This window comes from Acinetobacter sp. L-24 (assembly GCF_056857555.1).
Map to the genome: position 1 here is coordinate 44,454 of NZ_JBSXNI010000025.1, position 19,913 is coordinate 64,366.

Consider the following 19,913-nt stretch of genomic DNA (forward strand, 5'->3'; position numbering starts at 1 on the left):
GTGAAAGCTATTTAGTGCAATAAATGAATATTTGCTCAATCCTATTTTGGACCAGTTGGAGAGTCTCTGCTTGAATTTGTCCAGGTAATAGGTCATGAGCGATATTGCTGAATCGGATTGCAACCTTACAAATCGAGCCAATAATTTCATCGACTTCTTGGACACAAAGTTCCGCTTCCTGAGTACCAAGTTTCACAAGAGCTTGTCGAGGAATATCCAGTGCCTTACCCATGATATCCATTTGATGATATCCCCCTGGTCCTTCACAGAAAGTAACATCATAGGCAGGGGCGAGTTTCCATTGCCCATTTTGGGACATCAGAAATGAAAAGTTTTTGCAATGATCATCTCGATTATTGAATACTACATTGAAAACAGCGTAAGCGTCCGCTGAACCCCATCGCTATTTTTTAATTTGAGTTGGGTTTCCAGCGGTGTGGCAGTAATTCTTCAATCTGGGTCACTTTATGTGTCGGCAACCTTTTCAGCACATCACTTAAATAGGCATACGGATCTAGCCCATTCAGCTTTGCTGACTGAATCAGGGTCATGACATTCGCAGCTCGCTGACCACTGCGTAGCGAGCCAGCAAACAACCAGTCCTTGCGTCCCAATGCCCAGGGACGCATTTGATTTTCGACCCAATTGTTGCAAATCGGTAGATTGCTATCATCCAAATAGCGACTTAAAGCTGGCCAACGCTTCAGAGTGTAATTGATCGCCTTGGCGATTGGAGAACTCGACGGCACCGTCAGATAATGTTGGTTGAGCCATTCATATAGTTGTTGCATCACCGATTGGCTATGTTGTTGCCGGTATTCGCGACGGTGTTGCGCTGTACCATCGGTCTTTTTCCTGAGTTCTGCTTCTATGGCATACAGTTTCTGAATCATCACTAATGCTTGTTCAGCGACCTGACTTTTCCCGGTCACATGCAGTTCATGGAATTTAAGATGTGCATGGGCCATGCAGCCCACCTCAATGATCTGGCCTGATTTAAAGCGTGCTTTATAACCACCATAATCATCACAGACCAGATGGCCTTGCCAGTCTTTCAGGAACTCTTCAGCATGCTTATCCTGAAAGTCATAGATCACCACCTGAAGTGGATTGTACTGTGTGGTGGCATAGGCCCAGACATAACCTTTCTTCGTGTTTTTTCTCATTCTCACCCATCTGCATGATGGTGACCGGTGTTTCATCGGCATGCAGCACCTGTTGCTGCAGTACAAGCTGTCACAGCTGCATTGCGTTGAGGCAGGTTCGTGCTCAATACGCAGAGTGAGTAGATGATCAGGTAGCGGTCGACGTTTAGGTTTGTTGGCTGGGGCTTTCTGTGTCGCTGCATCGGTTTTAGCTGCATTCAGCCGTTCCAGTTCCAGATCAACCGCGGCAATATCTTCTTCAACCGCTTCATCCCAGAGGTGGATTTGTTTGGCCGTTAAGTATTCATTCTTCTGGGCGAACTTATGCCGTTTAAACTGCAAAAGTTCATGCTCGTATTTTTGATTGAGATTAGAGAGAGATTTAACTTTAGAATCTAATTGCTGATTTGATTGTTCCAGTTGTTGTTTTGATTATGCTAAAGACTGATGCTGCAGCGCCAACTGTCGGATAAATTCCAGCAGGTGTTCATGGGTCAGTTGGTTTAAATCAGGCAGCATTTTCATGACTGCAGTATGGTTGAGATCATGTTTGGAGAATAGCAGAATGGATGAGTTCGATTAAGAGCATTGTTACCACTTGCTGCAGACCGATTCTTTGCCAAGTTAAACCGTGGATCAGTGCTTGTAACTGCTCCGGGCTGAGGGTCACGGTTTCATCTTGGTGAACTTTAGCCCAGTGGAATTTTCCCTGTTCCAGCCGTCGGGCACATAGCCAGATGCCCAGCCCATCATGCACCAGCACTTTCATACGATGGCCACGTTTATTACAGAACAGGTAGGCGCAATGCGGTTTGATCGAGCCAAAGGCTTTCATGATCTGTGCCATAGCCGTATCCATACCCGCACGCATGTCCATCGGCTGGGTAGAGAGCCAGATTTCATCGATACGGATCATTTGATCAAGCCCTGAAGTAAAAGCAGCAACTCCTTGGCCGATTCCACTGGCCATTCGATTTCGATCACCTGATCTCTTGCAGAACATTGTTTCTGATGCAGTGGAATTCTGATATGAGCGACAGTATTCTTCTCCGGCACAGATAGCGGAGGTGCGTCTTGTTTGGCTGGAGTCGGGTGAAGCATGACTGGAAGAAAGTCAGTCTGTGGACTAGATGGGGTTGTTAATGCAGGGGGTATTGATCTGGATTGACGAATCCATTTATGCAACAGATTGGCATTGATCTGATGTTGCATTGCGACCTTGGCCACTGATGTATCTGGCTGCTGGCATTGCTGAATAAGTTGATGTTTAAATTCAGCCGTGAAGGTTCGACGAGGCTTTTTTAGCGTTGGTGTGCTGTCTATAACTGTCTTTAAATCCATAAATAGGTGTCCACTTAAAATTTAGTGGACACTATCGCGGTATTAATGAGTTAGAAAAAGTGGGATTCAGCGGACGCTTACTTTGCAGCAACGACAGCTGGAGTAGTACCTGCATGAGTTCTAGGTTTGCGATAGCCACGCTGTGATTTGAGACCATTCGCCTTCATGGGCCGATGTACCCGATTGATCCCGCAACTTTCGCCAACATCTTTCAAATCACAGTGAATCTTGCGATAACCATAGACTCCGCCAGATTCCAACCAGAACTGTTTAATCAGTCCTGAAAGCTGTTGCCGTTTCTTGGCAGTTTTACTGGTGGGTTGCTTTAACCATGCGTAATAACCACTGTGATGAACATCTAAAGTTGAACATAAACGACGAACAGGCCATATATGCTGGTTGTCCTGAATAAAGGCGTACCTCATTTGGACTGGCTTGCGAAGTACACCGCGGCCTTTTTTAAGATGTCTCTTTCTTCTGTAACCCTTTGCAGCTCTTTTTTTCAACTTTGCTAACTCTGAACTTGGGTCATTAAACTCTGTTGTCCTGGGTTGCTGTGGATCATAACGTTTAATCCAGGCATACAGACTATGGGTGGTGGTCCCTAAACGTGCAGCAACTTCAGCTACACTATGACCTTTCTCAGTAACTTGCTTTACTGCTTCAATTTTGAATTCTTCAGGGTATATTTGGGTTCTTTCATCGGAACACTACAATTTATACCAGAATGACAACCTCGATAACTAAGAGCATGATCACCAATAAACTGACGCTTGCAGTTTTTGCATTGATAGTTTTGCTTGCCATATAGTTTGAGGCCATTTTTCTTTACACCGTCACTTAGACAGGTTGGACATTTGATTTCTAGTGTTATTTGCATCTCACTATCTTATCAAAAGCCAACCTGTTTTTTTCAGCATACTTTTTGAAACACCACCGAAGATGATTAGGTAGTTATCTTGCTGAACACCGTTAGAAAACGAGCTGATAGCATAGTTTATGACGAAGCGAAAAAGTGAATTAAAGACTAAAATGGGAGGTATAAGCTCGCATTTTTGCATTCATATAATCACCACTATCTTGAATGTAGCTAAATTCCTTAATACGACAGAACCAAACTATACAAGCAGATGAACCAGATAAGGACCTACCAAAACCATAAAAATACCAGCAAGTACCATTGTTAAGCTGGCAATCACCCCTTCTTCTTTATCACGACTATAGGCTTTAGTCGTTCCAAATCCATGTGCTGCGTTGCCCAAAGATGCACCCATGACAAAATGAGATTTTAACGGTAAGGCGGCTAGCACAATATCACCAATGATCATACCTATAACACCAGTAATCATGGTAAACAAAATAACCAGTTCGACAGAGCCACCTATATGACTGCTCAACTCCATTGCAAAAGGTGTAGAAATGGAACGCGCCATTAAGCTATAGGTCGTTGACTGATCAAAATTAAACAGCTTAGCCAAATAAAATGAACTGATCATTCCTGCTAGCATCCCTATCACCACGCCCATACTGATAGAAAGTAGATGTGTTTTGATTATTTCACGGTATTCATAAATTGGAATGGCAAAGGCGACTGTTGCAGGGCCTAACATCCAGACAATCCATTGGTTATCTTGCATATACGTATCATAGGATATATTCAAAGATAAGATTAAAATAATCAGAAGGATAGGGGGTAGTATCGCTGGTGATAAAATCAGATAAGGATATTTTTGATGGATTTTTTTTACGACAGTATAAAAAAGTAAAGTTGAAATCAGACAAACAATGGCGATTAAAGTCATGATTATTTTCCATCCTGATCTATATTACGCAGAGATTGGGAGCGATTATTCTTGATTTTATTTTCAAACTGAAAGCCAAGATGTACACTATATGCTGTAACCACCATGACACAAATGGTGCCCAGAATAACAGCAAATATTAATTGCCAGCCTTCTGTTAAAAAAAGATGTTTATATTTAATTAGTCCAACAAAACAGGGAATAAAGAATAAAACCAATTCACCCAAAATAAAATCGGAGCCACTCTTGATCCATTCAAGTTTAAAAAATCCAGTCAATAAACCTGTTAAAACAATAAAAAGCCCGATCACTGCACCAGATACTGGAAGTTTAAATAAGGATTGAAGTATGCTGCCAATCCACCAGAAAGCAAGTAATAAACTGATTTGCAAAATGATTTTACTGATATATTTGAATCGGGTCGGATGTTCGATTTGTACAGGCATTAATATCACAGCTTGATTTTGAAGATAAGGTAATTTTATATGCTGTACATATGCGAAATAATGAATAATTTTATAAATATTATTCTATATTGGAATAATTTATGGATCTAAAATCACTTAAAATTTTTGTTGAAACTGTTAATAGTCAGAGTTTTAGTTTAGCTGCAGTACGCTTGTTTATGACGCAACCGACTTTAAGCAAGATCATTAAAAGCTTAGAAGAAGAGTTGGGAACAGCACTATTTAAAAAAGGTGAAGCAGGAAGAAAACGTGAAGTCGTACTGACTTATACAGGCGAACTGATTTATCAGCATGCATTAAACATACTGTCAGAACATGAAAAAATATATAACACGATTGAGCAAGTTAAGTTACTTAAAAAGGGTAAACTGACTTTAGGTTTACCACCATTAGGTTCTGTCTTATTTAGTTCACTTATTGCCTTATTTCATAAGCAACATCCGGATATACAGCTTAGTTTTTTAGAGGTAGGCTCAAATAGTATTGAGGAAGCAATTGCAGATAAACGTATTGATGTTGGTATTTTACTTGGTAATTTTCGACCGACTTTTGCGTCAATCCCAGTTGTTGATTCAGCTATGTGCTTACTATCCATAAAAGATTCACAGTGGAGAAATAGGAAAACTGTAAATTTGATCGAATTAAAAGAAGAATCCTTTCTATTATTTTCTGATACCTTTACTTTGAATAGTATGATTATTAAAGCAGCAAATACAGTAGGTTTTGAACCTAAAGTTGTCTGTAAAAGCAGTCAATGGGACTTTATCGCAAAAATGGTTGAATCAAATATGGGAATCGCATTACTTCCTCAAATATATTGCCAGCAATTAGATCAGGAAAAATTCAACACTGCCGTATTGGAAAATCCAGGTTTAAATTGGACTTTAAGTATGGCCTGGAATACGACTATAGCAATGAGTCCTGCAACTAGAGCATGGCTAAATATTGTAAAAGATCATAAACAGAAAATTCACTTTTAGTTCAATGCTTTTACAACCAGTTTTTGATTGTCGTTACAATCAGTTTTGGCTGTTTAATTCATCGGTTCTATCGCATTAAGGAATTTAGGTCCATTTAACTTATGTTTACCTAAAATCTAGTTTATAAATTATTTTTACAATATATTTATTAATTTCAATATTTTGAAGAAAAATAATAGAAATTTATAAAAATTAGTTCATGAACTTATAGGATTTTTAAGAGCATTTATATGAATGAGTAGGTACTGTGAAAAAAGAGAACTAGATGACGTTTAGATAAAATTTTTCAATCAAATAATCTTATTGTTGTTATTTCTAGTCACATAGTCTATTTTTATTATATGAATTATTCTTCCTCACCCAAAAGACCACGTGGTCGACCAACCAAACACGGTTGTAACTATGCAGACACTAAAGAAGTTTTAATCCACCGAGGTATCGAGTTACTGACCGAACGTGGAATGAATGCTATGAGCTTGGACGATCTCATGAAATCAGTCCAAGTACCTAAAGGGTCTTTCTACCATTATTTCGTAAATAAAGAGGCTTTTATTTTAGAAGTCTTAGATGCTTATGAACTTTATTTTGTAAAGCGATTAAATAAGTTTTTAAGTCAAACTGATCTTTCCCCACTAGAAAAGCTGCAAAATTTTGTAAAAGATGCGGGTGAAAAAATGCAAAAATATGATTTTAAACGAGGTTGTATTTTAGGTAACTTAGGACAAGAAGTGTCGTATTTGCCACAAGGAATCATTGCCCGAATCGAAAGTATCTTTAAGGTATGGGAGAAATTAGTTTCTGATTGTCTACATCAGTCAAATTCACAATATAGCCTAGCTGATTGCGATGAAGCTGCTTATCAGTTTTGGATTGGGTGGGAAGGTGCAGTTCTAAGAGCACGTTTGGTCAAATCAACAAGTCCCTTAGATGCATTTTATCGCTTGTTTACTTTAGCTGTAAAACAACAAAATCACATAAAAAGTTAATTAAAAAATAAATGCAGATGTCTGTATTTGTTTTTTAATTAATTCTAGACAAGCAGTCTAATTAAATAGAGAGGGAGTTCTATGTACAAAGGTATTGTAATTACTAAAGATGAAGCTGGTTACACATCACAAATTACTGAGATTGCATCAAAGCCTTTACAAGAAGGAGAGGTTAGAGTCGAAGTCAAATATTCAACACTCAATTATAAAGATGCTTTAGCCATTACTGGGCGTTCACCAGTGGTGCGTAGTTTTCCTTTGACCCCAGGCATCGATTTTTCGGGTGTTGTGATTGAATCAAAACATCCAGCATGGAAAGAAAGAGATGAAGTTCTACTGAATGGTTGGGGAGTGGGTGAAAAGTATTTTGGAGGACTAGCCGAGCAAGTCACTGTTTCTGGTGATTGGCTCATACAAAAACCTTCTGCTTTTTCTTTTAAAGATACGATGGTTATTGGTACAGCAGGTTATACCGCAATGTTGTGTGTCATGGCTTTACAAAAACATGGTATTAAACCAAGTGATGGAAAAATTCTAGTGACAGGTGCAAATGGTGGAGTAGGAAGTATTGCCATTATTATTTTGAATCATCTTGGTTATGAGATTACAGCTTCAACTGGTCGACCTCAAGAGTCAGAATATTTAACCTATCTAGGTGCGAGTGAAATTATTGATCGTATTGAATTATCTTCCCCAGGAAAGCCATTAAACAAAGAAGTTTGGGCTGGCGTGATTGATACTGTTGGTAGCCATACTTTAGCGAATGCATGTGCTAGTACAAAATATCGTGGTGCAGTTGCTGCGTGTGGTTTGGCAGGCGGAATGGATTTTCCAGCAACAGTTGCTCCATTTATTCTAAGAGGGATTACCTTATATGGAATTGATAGCGTGATGGCACCAATCGAATTAAGAAAAGAAGCATGGGAACGTTTGGCTACAGAATTAGATCAAACAAAATTAGAAACAGTAACGACTGAAATTCAGTTAACAGATGCTTTAAATATTTCAAATGAAATTTTAGATGGAAAAATTCGAGGTAGAGTTGTTGTACAGATATAGTTCAACAAAATGAGTGGCTATTCAGTGGGACTGTTCTAAATTTTGTGTAAGTACTTAATTTTCATTTATCCTACTGAGGATAATAAAAAGAGGTACTTCACATGGATGAAGCTACAATCAAAAGTATGGCAGCTGAATTAGCTAAAGGTTTAAAAACTCCTGAAGATTTAAACCAAATGACAGCCATATTTAAAGGTATTAGTTTAGCAATGAATTGTTTTACGATTCAGTTCGATGATCGATTAAAAGATCATTTATAAAAAATGGGACTTACACAAAATAATTTACAGGCTCGTAGAAACATGAAAATACATTCTTTTGGTGAACACAATAACATTACTTTATCTAATAATTGTATTGAAGTTCGAGGTGCACGTGAGCATAACCTTAAGGATATAGATGTTTCTATCCCAAGAAATGCACTTGTTGTTTTCTCAGGTGTATCGGGTTCAGGAAAATCATCACTTGCTTTTGGAACTATTTTTGCTGAAGCACAAAGAAGATATTTCGAATCTGTTGCACCTTATGCAAGACGCTTAATAGATCAGGCCGGAGTACCAGATGTTGATGCTATTGATGGTCTACCACCAGCAGTAGCATTGCAACAACAACGTGGTGCAAGTAATACCCGTTCTTCTGTTGGAAGTGTAACAACTTTATCAAGTCTCGTGCGAATGATTTATTCACGTGCTGGTGCATATCCTGCCGATCAGCCAATGTTATATGCCGAGGACTTTTCACCGAACACTCCTCAAGGTGCTTGTCCTACCTGTCATGGCTTAGGTCACATTTATGAAGTTACAGAATCGACAATGGTTCCTGACCCAACACTCAGTATTCGTGAGAGAGCTATCGCATCATGGCCACCTGCTTGGCACGGGCAAAACTTACGCGATATCCTAGTAACCCTAGGGTATGATGTTGATCGACCATGGAAAGATTTACCGCAATCGGATAGAGACTGGATTTTATTTACTGAAGAAACCCCAACAGTTCCTGTCTATGCTGGTTTAAGCCCCGCTGAGACTCAATCTGCACTTAAACGTAAACTAGAACCCAGCTATATGGGCACTTTCACTGGTGCTCGTCGCTATGTCCTTCATACTTTTGCTAACACCCAAAGTACGTTGATGAAAAAACGTGTTTCACGTTTTATGGAAGGAAAAATATGCCCTTCCTGTCATGGTAAACGCCTTAAACCAGAAGCCTTATCTATTACCTTTGCTGGAGTAGATATTGGTGAGTTTATGCAACTTTCTTTGGATAAGTTAACTTGCCTGCTTGAGCCCATTGTTCTTGACAATTTCGACGCTCATGATGCTGGAGAAAAGACTAATAATAAAGTAACCCAACTTGATAGATCTGAACGAGCAACAACAGGTAGAGCAGTGCATTCTGTATCTCCAGATGTAAGACGTACGTCAGCACTTTCAGATGAAAAGAAAATTGCTGCCCAGCGTTTAGCAAATGGTGTGGTGGGGCGTTTAAATCAATTACGCCAGTTAGGTCTTGGTTATCTAACATTAGATAGAGCCACACCGACTCTTTCAGCGGGAGAGTTACAACGTTTGCGTTTAGCAACACAATTAAGTTCTATGCTATTTGGTGTAGTTTATGTACTGGATGAACCGTCTGCTGGATTACATCCTTCAGATAGTCAGTCATTATATGATTCTCTCGATAAATTAAGAGACGCTGGAAACTCCGTATTTGTTGTAGAGCATGATTTAGAGCTCATGCGTCGTGCTCAATGGTTAGTGGATGTTGGACCAGATGCAGGAGAGCAAGGTGGTAATATTTTATATAGTGGAGTACCTCAGGGTTTAAGTGAGATTTCAGCTTCACGTACTGCAAGTTATTTATTTAATAAAATCCCAGTTACTCAAAGTTATGGACGTACACCCTCTGGTTGGCTTGAACTTAACAATATTTACCGACATAACCTGCATAATATTGATGCTCGTATACCTCTTGGTGTACTTACAGCAGTTACAGGTATTTCAGGTTCAGGTAAATCTAGTCTCGTTTCTCAAGCTTTACCCGAGTTAGTACTTTCATATTTAGGCAATGAGTCTGAAACTGAAAACAATAATGAAAATAATCCTTTAAATGAAGGAATGTTGGTTAACGAGGTTACACAGGGTTCTCTGGCTGGTGATGTGGAGGCTATACAGCGTCTGGTACAGGTTGATCAAAAACCAATTGGCCGTACTCCACGTTCTAATCTGGCAACTTATACGGGTTTATTTGATCATGTTAGAAAGTTATTTGCTGGGACTCCTGAAGCTCGCCAAGCTCATTATGATGCTGGACGTTTTTCGTTTAATGTGGCTAAAGGGCGATGTGAAACTTGTGAAGGTGAAGGCTTTGTCAGTGTAGAATTATTGTTTATGCCAAGTGTATATGCCCCTTGTCCGACATGTCATGGTGCTCGATATAAGGATGACACTCTAAAAATTCGCTGGAATGGACGTAATATTGCTGAAGTATTAGGAATGACCGTCAATGAAGCACGTGATTTTTTTGATGGAGAGGTCTCGATTGCTCGTTCACTACAATTATTAAAGGAAATTGGCCTTGGTTATTTACGTTTAGGGCAACCAGCGACTGAACTATCTGGTGGAGAAGCGCAACGTATTAAATTGGCAACCGAGCTGCAACGCAATCAGCGTGGAAATACACTGTATATACTTGATGAGCCAACTACAGGTTTGCATCCATCAGATGTAGATCGATTGTTAGTTCAATTGCAGCGATTAGTCGATGCGGGTAATACCGTGGTTATGATTGAGCATGATATGCGTGCCGTTGCACAAGCAGATTGGGTGATTGATGTGGGACCAGGTGCTGGAAATGCTGGTGGGAATATTGTTGTGGCAGGAACACCAAAACAAATAACAGAAAATCAAGATAGCCGTACTGCTCCATATTTAGTTAATGAGTTAGTGAGTCGTGATACTAAACGTTGATATTGCGAGTGGGGTAGAATAAATCCTTAAATTAAAAGCCTGTAAAATCAATCAGATATTTTTTGTTTTAGGTGGTGTGTGAGCATGAAATCTAAAAGTTTTTTTCAACTAAGGGCTTTGTTGCACAAACGGTAATCCTCCCATAAATAACTGAAGTTAAAAGTAGAGGTTAAGCAGCCATTAGAGGTGGCCTTCCTTTGTTTGCTTGGTGTGGTCTTTCATGGTTGTAATGCCACAGCCAGTTTGTTGCATAATCTTGTACTTCATCCAAAGTATCAAATAAATGTTTGCTCAGCCAACTATAACGTATAGTCCGATTATAGCGTTCAATATACGCATTCTGCTGTGGTTTACCTGGTTGAATATATTCAATACGAATACCTTGTTCAGTTGCCCAGCGTACAAATTCGTGACTGATAAACTCCGGGCCATTGTCACACCGAATAACTAACGGTTTTTCTCGCCATTCCAATAACTGATTCAATGTGTGAATAACCCTGATCGTGGGTAATGAGAATTCTGCTTCAATAGTCAAACCTTCTCGACGGTAATCATCAATCACATTCAACAATCGGAACTTACGACTATCGATCAGCTGGTCATGCATAAAATCCAGTGACCAGACCTGATTTGCCCGGATCGGCTCTTTCAGTGGTTCTGGTGCATGCCGTTTTAGTCTTCTTCTCGGTTTAATGCGCAGATTCAGTGCTGACTCACAGTAAATGCGATAAACACGTTTATGATTCCAAACATGGTTTTCAACATGACGTAGATAAGAGAAACACAGACCAAAACCCCAATCTGTATTTTCTTCAGTGAGCTCAATGAGCTGTTCTGCAATTAATGTATTGTCATCGTTTAACTTGGATTGATAACGGTAGCAGGTTTCACTGATACTAAATGCTCGGCAAGCCAAACGAATGCTAATCGCATAGTGGGCAACTGCCTGTTGTGGCATCTTACGTCGGCAAGATGGCCTTACCCTTGCGCAGCAGTGCTGCTCATTGCCATCGCTTCCTGAATGATCTCTGCCTTTAAGCGTTCCTCAGCATACATCTTTTTAAGTCTGGTATTTTCTGCTTCCAGTTCTTTGAGTTTTGCCATTAATGATGTATCCATACCGCCATATTTGGCACGCCATTTATAGAAGGTCGCATTACTCATACCGTGTTCACGACAAAGGGCGGCTACAGGTGTGCCAGACTCCCCCTGTTTCAAAATGGACATGATCTGACTGTCAGTAAATTTAGATGTTTTCATGCAGAATCTCCTGCCTATACTTTAAGAGAAAATTCTACTTTTAGGTCCTATTGTTTTTAGGAGGGATTACTGGGTACAAACATGGACATGATGAATCCAGATCAAACAAAAGAATAATTTGATTTTCGTTTGAAACTTTCTTTTCCAAATGAAGTGTTTTTAAAGCAAACATAGTAAAGTTTATGAAGTATTCTTGAGGTCAACATATTATATTTTACAAATGAAATTGAAATTATTTAAGTTATTGAATTTTCGTTTAATAAAAGAAGATATGAAGTTATTATCAGGTATAAGTCATTTTACTTATGTTCACCTAAAGTATAGTTCATAGATAAATATTTAAATTTATTTATATATTACAACAGCTTATTTTAATAATTTTAATAGAAAAGAAAAAGTTATTCATGAACCTATGATTTTTATCAGTTCATTTCATAGAATTTTAAGAAAATTTGTCTATGAGAGTTGTGTCAATCTAGATAAAATGACCAAATAACTAATTGTTTATAAAGTATTAAGTAAAACCTGGAGAACTTAAAATTCAAGTTTTAAAGAAGAACATTCTAAAAATTAGCCAGCTAGTACAACTTGATGGTTTAACCATACCTGTATATCAGCGCCCTTATAAATGGACAGTGCGTAACATTCATCAACTCTTTCAAGATATTCAATCGCATAAAGAGCAGTCAGCCTATCGTTTAGGGACTCTGGTTTTTCATTGTGATAATAAAGAAACTGAGGTTTTAAATATTGTAGATGGTCAACAACGCACCTTGACCTTAATGCTAATTATTTATGCCTTAATTGAGGAGCGATTGTCTGAGCTTGAACGACAAGATTTGAGAGATCAGCTAAATGATCTAGCAGAACCATTAGCTGATTTTATGGAAAAACAAACTTTTAAAAGCGAAATTAGCCAACGTAACTTGTATGATAATTTTCAGGAAATTAAACGATTAGTGAGCCGCAGTGACTTCACTGAAAAGCATATCGATTTTTTATTAAATCGTTGTGAAGTTGTATCATTTACATTAAATGATATATCAGAAGCCTTTCAATTTTTTGATTCGCAGAACTCTCGTGGACGTGATCTAGAGCCACATGACTTGCTCAAAGCCTATCATTTGCGTGAATTTGGTGATCATGAACAAGCATTAAAAGCCTCTACTGTGGCGGACTGGGAAGATTTAGAAAGTCATGAACTTACAACTCTGTTCGCTGCATATCTCTACCGTATTCGTCGTTGGTCTTCGGGTTATTCCGCACGTTATTTTGGTAAAAATGAAATTGGTGTATTCAAAGGAATTAATATTGATCAAATTGCACAATATCCCTATGTCGAATCATTGCTTATAGCACATCATTATATAGATGATTACAACGTTCAATATCATCGAAAAATCGATAAACAGCAGAAAAATTTTCCATTTCATCTTGACCAAATAATTATTAATGGTCGTCGATTTTTTGAGATGGCATCTCATTATCAGAAACAAGTACAGGCTATTGTTCAGACTGAACATCGAAATAGTAAGAGATTCTGGGGTGTGGATTTGAGCAAACAAGCTCAGAAAATTTTAAAAGATTTAAATCATTATCCTGATCGAAATCGTACTGGGGATAAATATGTCAGAGCTATCTTTGATTGTAGCCTTATTTTTTATATTGATAAGTTCGGTACAGCAGAACTGTCTAATGCTATCGAGAAAATTTTTATTTGGGCTTATCAATTACGCATCAAGCAGCAAACTGTACAGCTTGCGACAATAGATAATCATGTACTTAAGCATAATATTTTTCGTGTGATTAAAGATGCTGTGTCACCTTCTGATGTATTGACTCTTCATGTGCGTTCATTAACGGATGCAGATAATAAGAATAACGAGCATAAGGGAAATGCTAATCAAGACATGTTAGTAAAACTGTTTAAAGGAATGAATTATTATGAATAAGGCATTACACGAATTCTCAATCAAGCAGTTATTAAGTGATGAAAATAATTATGTCATTCCTATGTACCAACGTAATTATGCATGGGAAGAAGGTGAGATTAATCAACTAATAGAGGATGTAAAAGACTACCAAGAGAAACAACATCAACGCTATTATATTGGTACATTAGTGGTATATAAGCGTCAAGATGGCACATTGGAGGTGATAGATGGTCAGCAGCGCTTTACAACACTATCACTTCTAGCATTATATTTAAAAAATTTAGAATTATCTCTGGCTACAAAAGCTCGTTTCCCTAATATGGCTTGGTATCAAAAGCTAAATATCAATTTTGACAGTCGCCCTAAATCCACCAATACATTTAATGCGCTAAGCCAGCGTACCGCACTACATCATTTAAATACTGAACAATATAATGAAGCGATTCTTAACGGCTATACGTTAATTCAAAAGAAACTAGCTTCTTTAAAACCTTTTGATCTTAGAAAATTTTCCACCTACCTATTTAACCATGTACATATTATGCGTGTTGAAGTGCCTCAGGATACAGATCTCAATCATTATTTCGAAGCAATGAACAACAGAGGAGAACAGCTAGAGAAACATGAAGTCCTCAAAGCCAAAATGATGAAGGTGCTTAATGAAATAGAAGATGATGGAGAAAAAGAGGCTAGTATCCATGCACTGCAGAAAATATGGGAGGCATGCGCTAATATGGAACGTTATGTACAGTATGGCTTCAGCCCAGAGGAACGACATTGTCTATTTGGTGAAAATGATTGGGGGACGTTTTCTATAATTGATTTTGCTGAGCTGTGTGAAAATTTAGAAATGAATAGCGAACAAGGCTCAGGTAGATCATTGTTGACGGTTTTAAGTAAGCCAATACGTCCAAGTAAAATACAGGCTAATAACAACGATGATGCACCTGATAGATTCAGTAGTGTTATCAACTTTTCTAATTTTTTATTGCATGTATTAAAGGTTTACACAGAACAAGACATTTCCTTAGACGACAAACATTTAATTACTGAATTTGAAGATTATCTTTTAAATATTAAAAACAATATTGAAGCTGTACAAGATTTTGTATTTGCTTTATTCAAGTGTAAGTATTTATTTGATCAATTCATTATTAAACGTGAATACCTAAAAGGTGAGGATACATGGAGTTTAAAACGTCTCAAATGGTATTCAAAAAAGAGTGTTGGTTTTAGTAATAGTTTTAATGATGATAAAAATGAATATGATGGTATTAATCGTCAAATTCTTATGCTTTTATCTGCATTTCATGTATCCACTCCTACATTGGTATATAAACATTGGTTAAATGCCGCACTTTACTTTCTTTATTATCAAGAGGAAATAGAGGCAGAAGCTTATTTAAAATATTTAACTAATTTAGCTAATAGGTTTGTATTCGAGCGTTTTTTGGCAAAGGATGAAGGTAAGCCATATTATGAGATGATATATGAGACTAACTTTAAGTCTTCACCAAAAAATATGACTAAGAATAAAATTGATATAAATAAACTCTGTTTTGGAAATATTGAAAATAATTTTATTTTCAATTATCTAGATTATCTTTTATGGCGTAAAAACAAGAGTAAATCTCATGTGATTAAAGAATTTGAATTTACATTCCGTAGTTCAGTCGAGCATTTTTATCCGCAACATCCAATGGATGGTCACCCAAAAATGGAAAGTGATTGGTTACATGACTTTGGAAATTTATGTTTGATTAGCCATAGCAAAAATTCTCGTTTGAGTAATTTCCCACCTAAAGCAAAGGTTGCTCATTTTTCAGGTTCATTAAAGAAGCAAAAGATAGATAGTTTGAAACTACTTGAAATGATACATCTCCTTAATAAAAATGAGGATTGGGGGGAACGAGAGATTCAACAACATGGTCAAGAAATGTTAGCTTTTTTATTGAATAGCACCAACTGGCGTAAGGTAGAGTCAAGCGATGATAAACAAAAATAATTACTTGGCTTCGCTTAATACTTGTAAACGGATCGCCAAAGAAGAATACAAGACTGTTCAAGGGCACTTTGAGCAGTGCGACAATATTATCGATGAGCTGAGTAAAAAGCTTCAGGGCGTGATTGAACATAGCAGCCAGACGCTATCCGAAGACAAAATGGTAGAGGATGGTCTGACCAACATGCTGCAGGATCTTAAGAGAGACTACGGAAAGCTTCTCTCGAAACGAAATGCCAATCTAGCTAAGCAGAAACGAAGCCTTGATTGCTTCAATGTCATGCTCTTCGGCCGAACGATGGCTGGCAAGAGCACTATTCGTGAGGCTATCACTCGAGGTGATGGCCATACCATTGGTAAAGGAGCGCAAAGAACAACGCGCGACGTTAAAGAATACAAATGGAATAACTTGAGGATAATCGACACTCCTGGTTTCGGAGCCTATAACGGCCAGGAAGACACGCAGATTGCCCACGAGATCCTTGAACAGTCAGATGTCGTGCTGTTCATGCTCAACAGCGACAGCATCCAAGAGTCGACCTTTGTTGAGCTTGAATATGTTCATAAGCTTAACAAACCCTTGATCTTCGTATTAAATATGAAAAAGGATTTGGAAAATGATGGTAACCGGCGACGGGCATTAAGGAGCCCAGAAAAATATATTTTCAAAGAAGATGATATCCAAGGACATACTGACCGATTAAAGAACCTTGCCAGCCGTGCAGGCATCAACCCGAGCACAGTCCGAATCATACCAATTCATGCTCAGGCGGCATTCTTGGCAACCACAGTTTCGGGGGAAGAAGGTTCGCAATTACATGAGCTCAGCCAAATTGATAACGTTCTGAATGCACTCATAGGTGAAGTTGAAGGTAACGGGCCGATCCGAAGAGTTCAGACTTTTCTCGATTCAAGTCTTCATCATATGGATGAGCAGAGCTTGCTCATCCTTAGCCAAAGGGATCGGCTTACCAAGCTCTTGCCACAGTACGAAAGTAGCCTCACTCGCATATCCCAATGGAAGGTGAAAACTCTTCGTGATGCACCACGATTGCTCTCAAAGGAAGTAGATGCTGCTTTTAAACCGCTAGTTGACTCTGTTGCAGATTTTGTTGATGACCACATTGAGGATGAGAATGTAGCAGAAGCTTGGGATCGTCATTACAAGAGCTTTGAAATTACAAAAAAGATAGAGCGATCGGTACAAGCTTTGGCAGAACAGGTGGTAGAAGAGCTTCAAGATTTCAATCGAGAAATGAATGAGGGCTTGGACATTACCTTGTCTTTCGAGGTTACTCACGATGTGCAGAACTTCAGTGAGTACGACTTCAAGCGTATAAATGGTTGGGGCTCTGCTATAGCTGGGCTTGTAGGCGCAATTGCCTTTTTTAACTCATGGAATCCTGTAGGCTGGGTGGCGGCTGGTGTCAGTATAGTGTTCTCAATATTTTCGTTTTTTTCTGATAGCCATGCTAAAAAACTCAAAGAGGCCAAGTCTAAACAGCGTCAGGCGTTGCTGGAAGATATCGAGAAAATTAAGCGAAAAATAAAAGTTAATTTAGAAAGCTGGTTGGACACAAATCTCCATCGAGCCATTATTTTGCCAGCAGAACACAACCTGTCTCTTCTTTGTCTAGCACTTAGTAGATTTATAAGCGAGCTGGATAGTACTGAGAGTCAACTCGATATTCTGAAGCACGAGATTAATTTTCGCCTACTGAATCGTGTTGCTTACGTCATCACAAAGCAACACTTTGCTCTACCAAAATTTATAAAGATAGTGAGAGTCCCTGGATATGCTTGTTATTTTTTGATCTCGGAATACTTTCGTAATACTGAGCTTCTTCAGGCTATGAGCAAGGCCATGAGAGAAAAAATAATTGCAGTGTATAACTCCAGTTTGGATAAAAAAATATCCCATCTTTACAAGGGGCTCGTAGAGAAGGTCGAGCTTTCCGAGCAAGATAAAGTGTCCGTGTTCGCCCATAAGCATAATCTTAGAAAGATTATTGGAAAAGACCAGCGACGAATAAAAATGGTGGCTGCGATTTGTTCCTGTAAAATTATCCCCGTCGCTATTTAAGGATGAATCATGACTGAAATTAACTATAGTGTTCTCAAAGAAAAGGTCGAAAGCCTTTACCAGCGTTCTAATGAGCTATGGCACGTCAGCAACTTCAAGGCATCGGAAGCAGAGTTTGATATTGATTTAGCACCTTTGAATCTTGTTTTTGCTGGCCAATACAGCGCTGGAAAGTCCTCTTTAATTAAGATGTTGACAGGTATTGAGAACATTAAGATTGGAGCCGGTGTAACAACAGATGTGGTCACTCAATACCAACATAAATCGTTAAATATTTGGGATACCCCTGGGATCCTTGCGGGTGAGCGCGAGCAACATGATGCCCAAGCGCTTGAGGCCATAGCGAAAGCAGACCTGCTGGTATACGTAATTACTAATGAACTGTTCGATGATGTCGTAGGCGCCGCCTTCCGCAACCTTTGCTTTAACCAAGGTCGCGCCAAGGAGATGATGATCGTTATCAACAAGTTTGAAAGTGACTCGGCCGACAAAGAGACTAAAATCGGGGGTATCACCCAAGTGCTTGAGCCCAAAATTCCAGAGGACTTTCTTATCGTCTTCACTGACGCCCAGTCATTCTTCGATTCATTGGATGAGGAAGACGAGCAAGAACGCCAAGAGTTGTTGGCGCTTTCTAACGCTGAAGGGTTCACCAAAGCCATTGATGATTTTGTCGCACAACGTGGCCTATACGCCAGATTGACGACACCGCTCCAACAGCTTCAAATCACGCTGGAGTCAAAAATTGATGAGCTGACCATTTCTGATCCGCTGCAAAAGGGCTTGGTTAGCATGCTCACTCAAAACAAGCGCGTTTTTCAAGCCAACAGACGGGACCTCATCAAAAAAGTCGGAGCAGAACTAGACAAGCTTAACGGTCAGATTGTTGAGCAAGGAAACCGGCTTGCCGATGCTTTGGGTGGAGAGCAGGAAGAATTTGAAAAAATACAGGACAGCTCAACTCACGAATGTGAACGCCTGATAAATTCTATCCTGGAAGATCTGCAAGCCACAGTAAATGAGTGTCTTTCAGATCTTGAAGCTGAGATAGTTGAATTGGCCAACACCCCTGCTAGCTTGAAGGTCAATGAAGCTTTGGAAGCTGCGAAGAATTTCAATCCTGAAGCCGAACAAGGCAAAGTCGGCAGCGTCTCCAAAGATGATCCCTTTAAGCTTAACAGTACGCTCAGTCAGAGTCTGACGAAGTCCGCAGAGAAAGGATTTTCCTTCCTTGCAAAAAGCGTTGTTGGTGATGCATCTAAAACAGGGCTCAAATCAGTTTCGGGTAGCACGCTACACAATGCTATAAAAGAGATCGGTGGCTTCTTTGGTTACAAGTTCAAGGCTTGGGAGGCCGTTAAAATAGCGGACAAAATAGGAAAGGGGGCGAAATTTCTAGGCCCTGCGATGGCGATTTTTGGGGTTGGTATGCAGGTGTATGACGACTATCAACAGTCCGAGCATGCAAAAGAGATCCTTAAAATAAAGCGGGACATTCGCAAAAACTATAGAGAGTACAGCGATGCTGTGCGTCAGAGCATCGACACGCAGCTTGAGAAACTACTTGATACTGTCTTTGACCTGTCTATCACCAATATCGATGAGGCCCTCCATGAAATACGCTCACAAGCTGAAAGTAAATCAGATAATGCTCATGCACTGCGTATTCAATTGGACGAAGTCATCAAATTACGTGAAGAGATTCAACGTACCTATTAAGATTTACTTATCCGTATAACTATAAAATTAACTTTATATTATTTATATTAGTGAAACTTGACTTGATATAGAGTAATATTTATTCTATATCAATATTAATGAACTTATTGACACTTATTATCTATTTAACTTATGTTCACCTAAAATCCACTTCATAATTTTATTG

At 38.9% G+C, this 19,913-nt stretch carries 13 protein-coding genes and 6 pseudogenes; 9 read left to right on the forward strand and 10 right to left on the reverse strand.

Annotated features, from left to right (window positions below; all coding sequences use genetic code 11):
• Positions 1-11 precede the first annotated feature (11 nt).
• The 8 genes and pseudogenes from AC13CK_RS02165 to AC13CK_RS02200 all read right to left on the reverse strand — a co-directional run.
• Positions 12-379, reverse strand: a pseudogene (locus AC13CK_RS02165) (HipA domain-containing protein); the annotation flags it as partial.
• A 31-nt stretch (positions 380-410) separates the two neighbouring features.
• Positions 411-1,565: pseudogene (gene tnpC, locus AC13CK_RS02170) on the reverse strand (IS66 family transposase).
• Between the two features lie 124 nt (positions 1,566-1,689).
• Positions 1,690-2,061, reverse strand: a complete 372-nt coding sequence (gene tnpB / locus AC13CK_RS02175; protein ID WP_482830910.1) for an IS66 family insertion sequence element accessory protein TnpB — start codon at positions 2,059-2,061, stop codon at positions 1,690-1,692.
• Positions 2,058-2,486, reverse strand: a complete 429-nt coding sequence (gene tnpA, locus AC13CK_RS02180) for an IS66-like element accessory protein TnpA (RefSeq protein ID WP_005108355.1) — start codon at positions 2,484-2,486, stop codon at positions 2,058-2,060. The genes tnpB and tnpA overlap by 4 nt, the downstream gene beginning before the upstream one ends.
• A 107-nt stretch (positions 2,487-2,593) precedes the next feature.
• Positions 2,594-3,175, reverse strand: a pseudogene (locus AC13CK_RS02185) (IS3 family transposase); the annotation flags it as partial.
• A 29-nt stretch (positions 3,176-3,204) separates the two neighbouring features.
• Positions 3,205-3,366, reverse strand: a pseudogene (locus AC13CK_RS02190) (IS1/IS1595 family N-terminal zinc-binding domain-containing protein); the annotation flags it as partial.
• A gap of 238 nt (positions 3,367-3,604) precedes the next feature.
• Positions 3,605-4,288, reverse strand: coding sequence for an LrgB family protein (locus AC13CK_RS02195; RefSeq protein ID WP_482830911.1), 684 nt, complete (start codon positions 4,286-4,288; stop codon positions 3,605-3,607).
• 2 nt (positions 4,289-4,290) lie between these two features.
• Entirely contained in the window at positions 4,291-4,734 is a 444-nt protein-coding gene (locus tag AC13CK_RS02200; protein ID WP_034706843.1) for a CidA/LrgA family protein, read from the reverse strand.
• A gap of 101 nt (positions 4,735-4,835) precedes the next feature.
• Here AC13CK_RS02200 and AC13CK_RS02205 point away from each other — a divergent pair, with 101 nt between their 5' ends.
• From AC13CK_RS02205 to AC13CK_RS02225, 5 genes are all read left to right on the forward strand, one after another.
• Positions 4,836-5,735: a LysR family transcriptional regulator gene (locus tag AC13CK_RS02205; RefSeq protein WP_004779974.1), complete on the forward strand. Its 900-nt coding sequence runs from the start codon at positions 4,836-4,838 to the stop codon at positions 5,733-5,735.
• A 341-nt stretch (positions 5,736-6,076) separates the two neighbouring features.
• Positions 6,077-6,721, forward strand: a complete 645-nt coding sequence (locus AC13CK_RS02210) for a TetR/AcrR family transcriptional regulator (RefSeq protein ID WP_076755140.1) — start codon at positions 6,077-6,079, stop codon at positions 6,719-6,721.
• Positions 6,722-6,802: 81 nt separating this feature from the next.
• Positions 6,803-7,780 (forward strand): acrylyl-CoA reductase (NADPH), encoded by a 978-nt coding sequence (gene acuI / locus AC13CK_RS02215; RefSeq protein ID WP_004647831.1) that lies wholly within the window; start codon positions 6,803-6,805, stop codon positions 7,778-7,780.
• Between the two features lie 101 nt (positions 7,781-7,881).
• A complete protein-coding gene (locus AC13CK_RS02220) occupies positions 7,882-8,040 on the forward strand; it encodes a hypothetical protein (RefSeq protein WP_155768697.1) in 159 nt (52 codons plus the stop codon).
• A gap of 42 nt (positions 8,041-8,082) precedes the next feature.
• Positions 8,083-10,749, forward strand: a complete 2,667-nt coding sequence (locus tag AC13CK_RS02225; RefSeq protein ID WP_482830912.1) for an excinuclease ABC subunit UvrA — start codon at positions 8,083-8,085, stop codon at positions 10,747-10,749.
• Positions 10,750-10,918: 169 nt separating this feature from the next.
• On the opposite strand, the pseudogene AC13CK_RS02230 reads toward AC13CK_RS02225, so the two are convergent.
• Together AC13CK_RS02230 and AC13CK_RS02235 are read right to left on the reverse strand one after the other, a co-directional pair.
• Positions 10,919-12,009: pseudogene (locus tag AC13CK_RS02230) on the reverse strand (IS3 family transposase).
• A gap of 64 nt (positions 12,010-12,073) precedes the next feature.
• Positions 12,074-12,181, reverse strand: a pseudogene (locus AC13CK_RS02235) (site-specific integrase); the annotation flags it as partial.
• A 367-nt stretch (positions 12,182-12,548) separates the two neighbouring features.
• Between AC13CK_RS02235 and AC13CK_RS02240 the strand changes: the two are divergent.
• From AC13CK_RS02240 to AC13CK_RS02255, 4 genes are read left to right on the forward strand one after another with little or no spacing between them, the layout of a single operon-like run.
• Positions 12,549-13,961 carry a DUF262 domain-containing protein gene (locus AC13CK_RS02240; RefSeq protein WP_482830919.1) on the forward strand — a complete coding sequence of 471 codons (1,413 nt, stop codon included), beginning with the start codon at positions 12,549-12,551 and terminating at the stop codon, positions 13,959-13,961.
• Positions 13,954-15,948 carry a DUF262 domain-containing protein gene (locus tag AC13CK_RS02245; protein ID WP_482830913.1) on the forward strand — a complete coding sequence of 665 codons (1,995 nt, stop codon included), beginning with the start codon at positions 13,954-13,956 and terminating at the stop codon, positions 15,946-15,948. Before AC13CK_RS02240 ends, AC13CK_RS02245 begins: the two co-directional genes overlap by 8 nt.
• Positions 15,932-18,028 (forward strand): GTPase, encoded by a 2,097-nt coding sequence (locus AC13CK_RS02250; protein WP_482830914.1) that lies wholly within the window; start codon positions 15,932-15,934, stop codon positions 18,026-18,028. Before AC13CK_RS02245 ends, AC13CK_RS02250 begins: the two co-directional genes overlap by 17 nt.
• Before the next feature lie 9 nt (positions 18,029-18,037).
• Positions 18,038-19,747 (forward strand): GTPase domain-containing protein, encoded by a 1,710-nt coding sequence (locus AC13CK_RS02255; RefSeq protein ID WP_482830915.1) that lies wholly within the window; start codon positions 18,038-18,040, stop codon positions 19,745-19,747.
• Positions 19,748-19,913 lie beyond the last annotated feature (166 nt).

What these genes read in the sequence shown, in the direction of transcription:
- tnpB (WP_482830910.1), bottom strand. Translation starts at nt 2,061, where the DNA reads ATGATCCGTATCGATGAAATCTGGCTCTCTACCCAGCCGATGGACATG.
- tnpA (WP_005108355.1), bottom strand. Translation starts at nt 2,486, where the DNA reads ATGGATTTAAAGACAGTTATAGACAGCACACCAACGCTAAAAAAGCCT.
- AC13CK_RS02195 (WP_482830911.1), bottom strand. Translation starts at nt 4,288, where the DNA reads ATGACTTTAATCGCCATTGTTTGTCTGATTTCAACTTTACTTTTTTAT.
- AC13CK_RS02200 (WP_034706843.1), bottom strand. Translation starts at nt 4,734, where the DNA reads ATGCCTGTACAAATCGAACATCCGACCCGATTCAAATATATCAGTAAA.
- AC13CK_RS02205 (WP_004779974.1), top strand. Translation starts at nt 4,836, where the DNA reads ATGGATCTAAAATCACTTAAAATTTTTGTTGAAACTGTTAATAGTCAG.
- AC13CK_RS02210 (WP_076755140.1), top strand. Translation starts at nt 6,077, where the DNA reads ATGAATTATTCTTCCTCACCCAAAAGACCACGTGGTCGACCAACCAAA.
- acuI (WP_004647831.1), top strand. Translation starts at nt 6,803, where the DNA reads ATGTACAAAGGTATTGTAATTACTAAAGATGAAGCTGGTTACACATCA.
- AC13CK_RS02220 (WP_155768697.1), top strand. Translation starts at nt 7,882, where the DNA reads ATGGATGAAGCTACAATCAAAAGTATGGCAGCTGAATTAGCTAAAGGT.
- AC13CK_RS02225 (WP_482830912.1), top strand. Translation starts at nt 8,083, where the DNA reads ATGAAAATACATTCTTTTGGTGAACACAATAACATTACTTTATCTAAT.
- AC13CK_RS02245 (WP_482830913.1), top strand. Translation starts at nt 13,954, where the DNA reads ATGAATAAGGCATTACACGAATTCTCAATCAAGCAGTTATTAAGTGAT.
- AC13CK_RS02250 (WP_482830914.1), top strand. Translation starts at nt 15,932, where the DNA reads ATGATAAACAAAAATAATTACTTGGCTTCGCTTAATACTTGTAAACGG.
- AC13CK_RS02255 (WP_482830915.1), top strand. Translation starts at nt 18,038, where the DNA reads ATGACTGAAATTAACTATAGTGTTCTCAAAGAAAAGGTCGAAAGCCTT.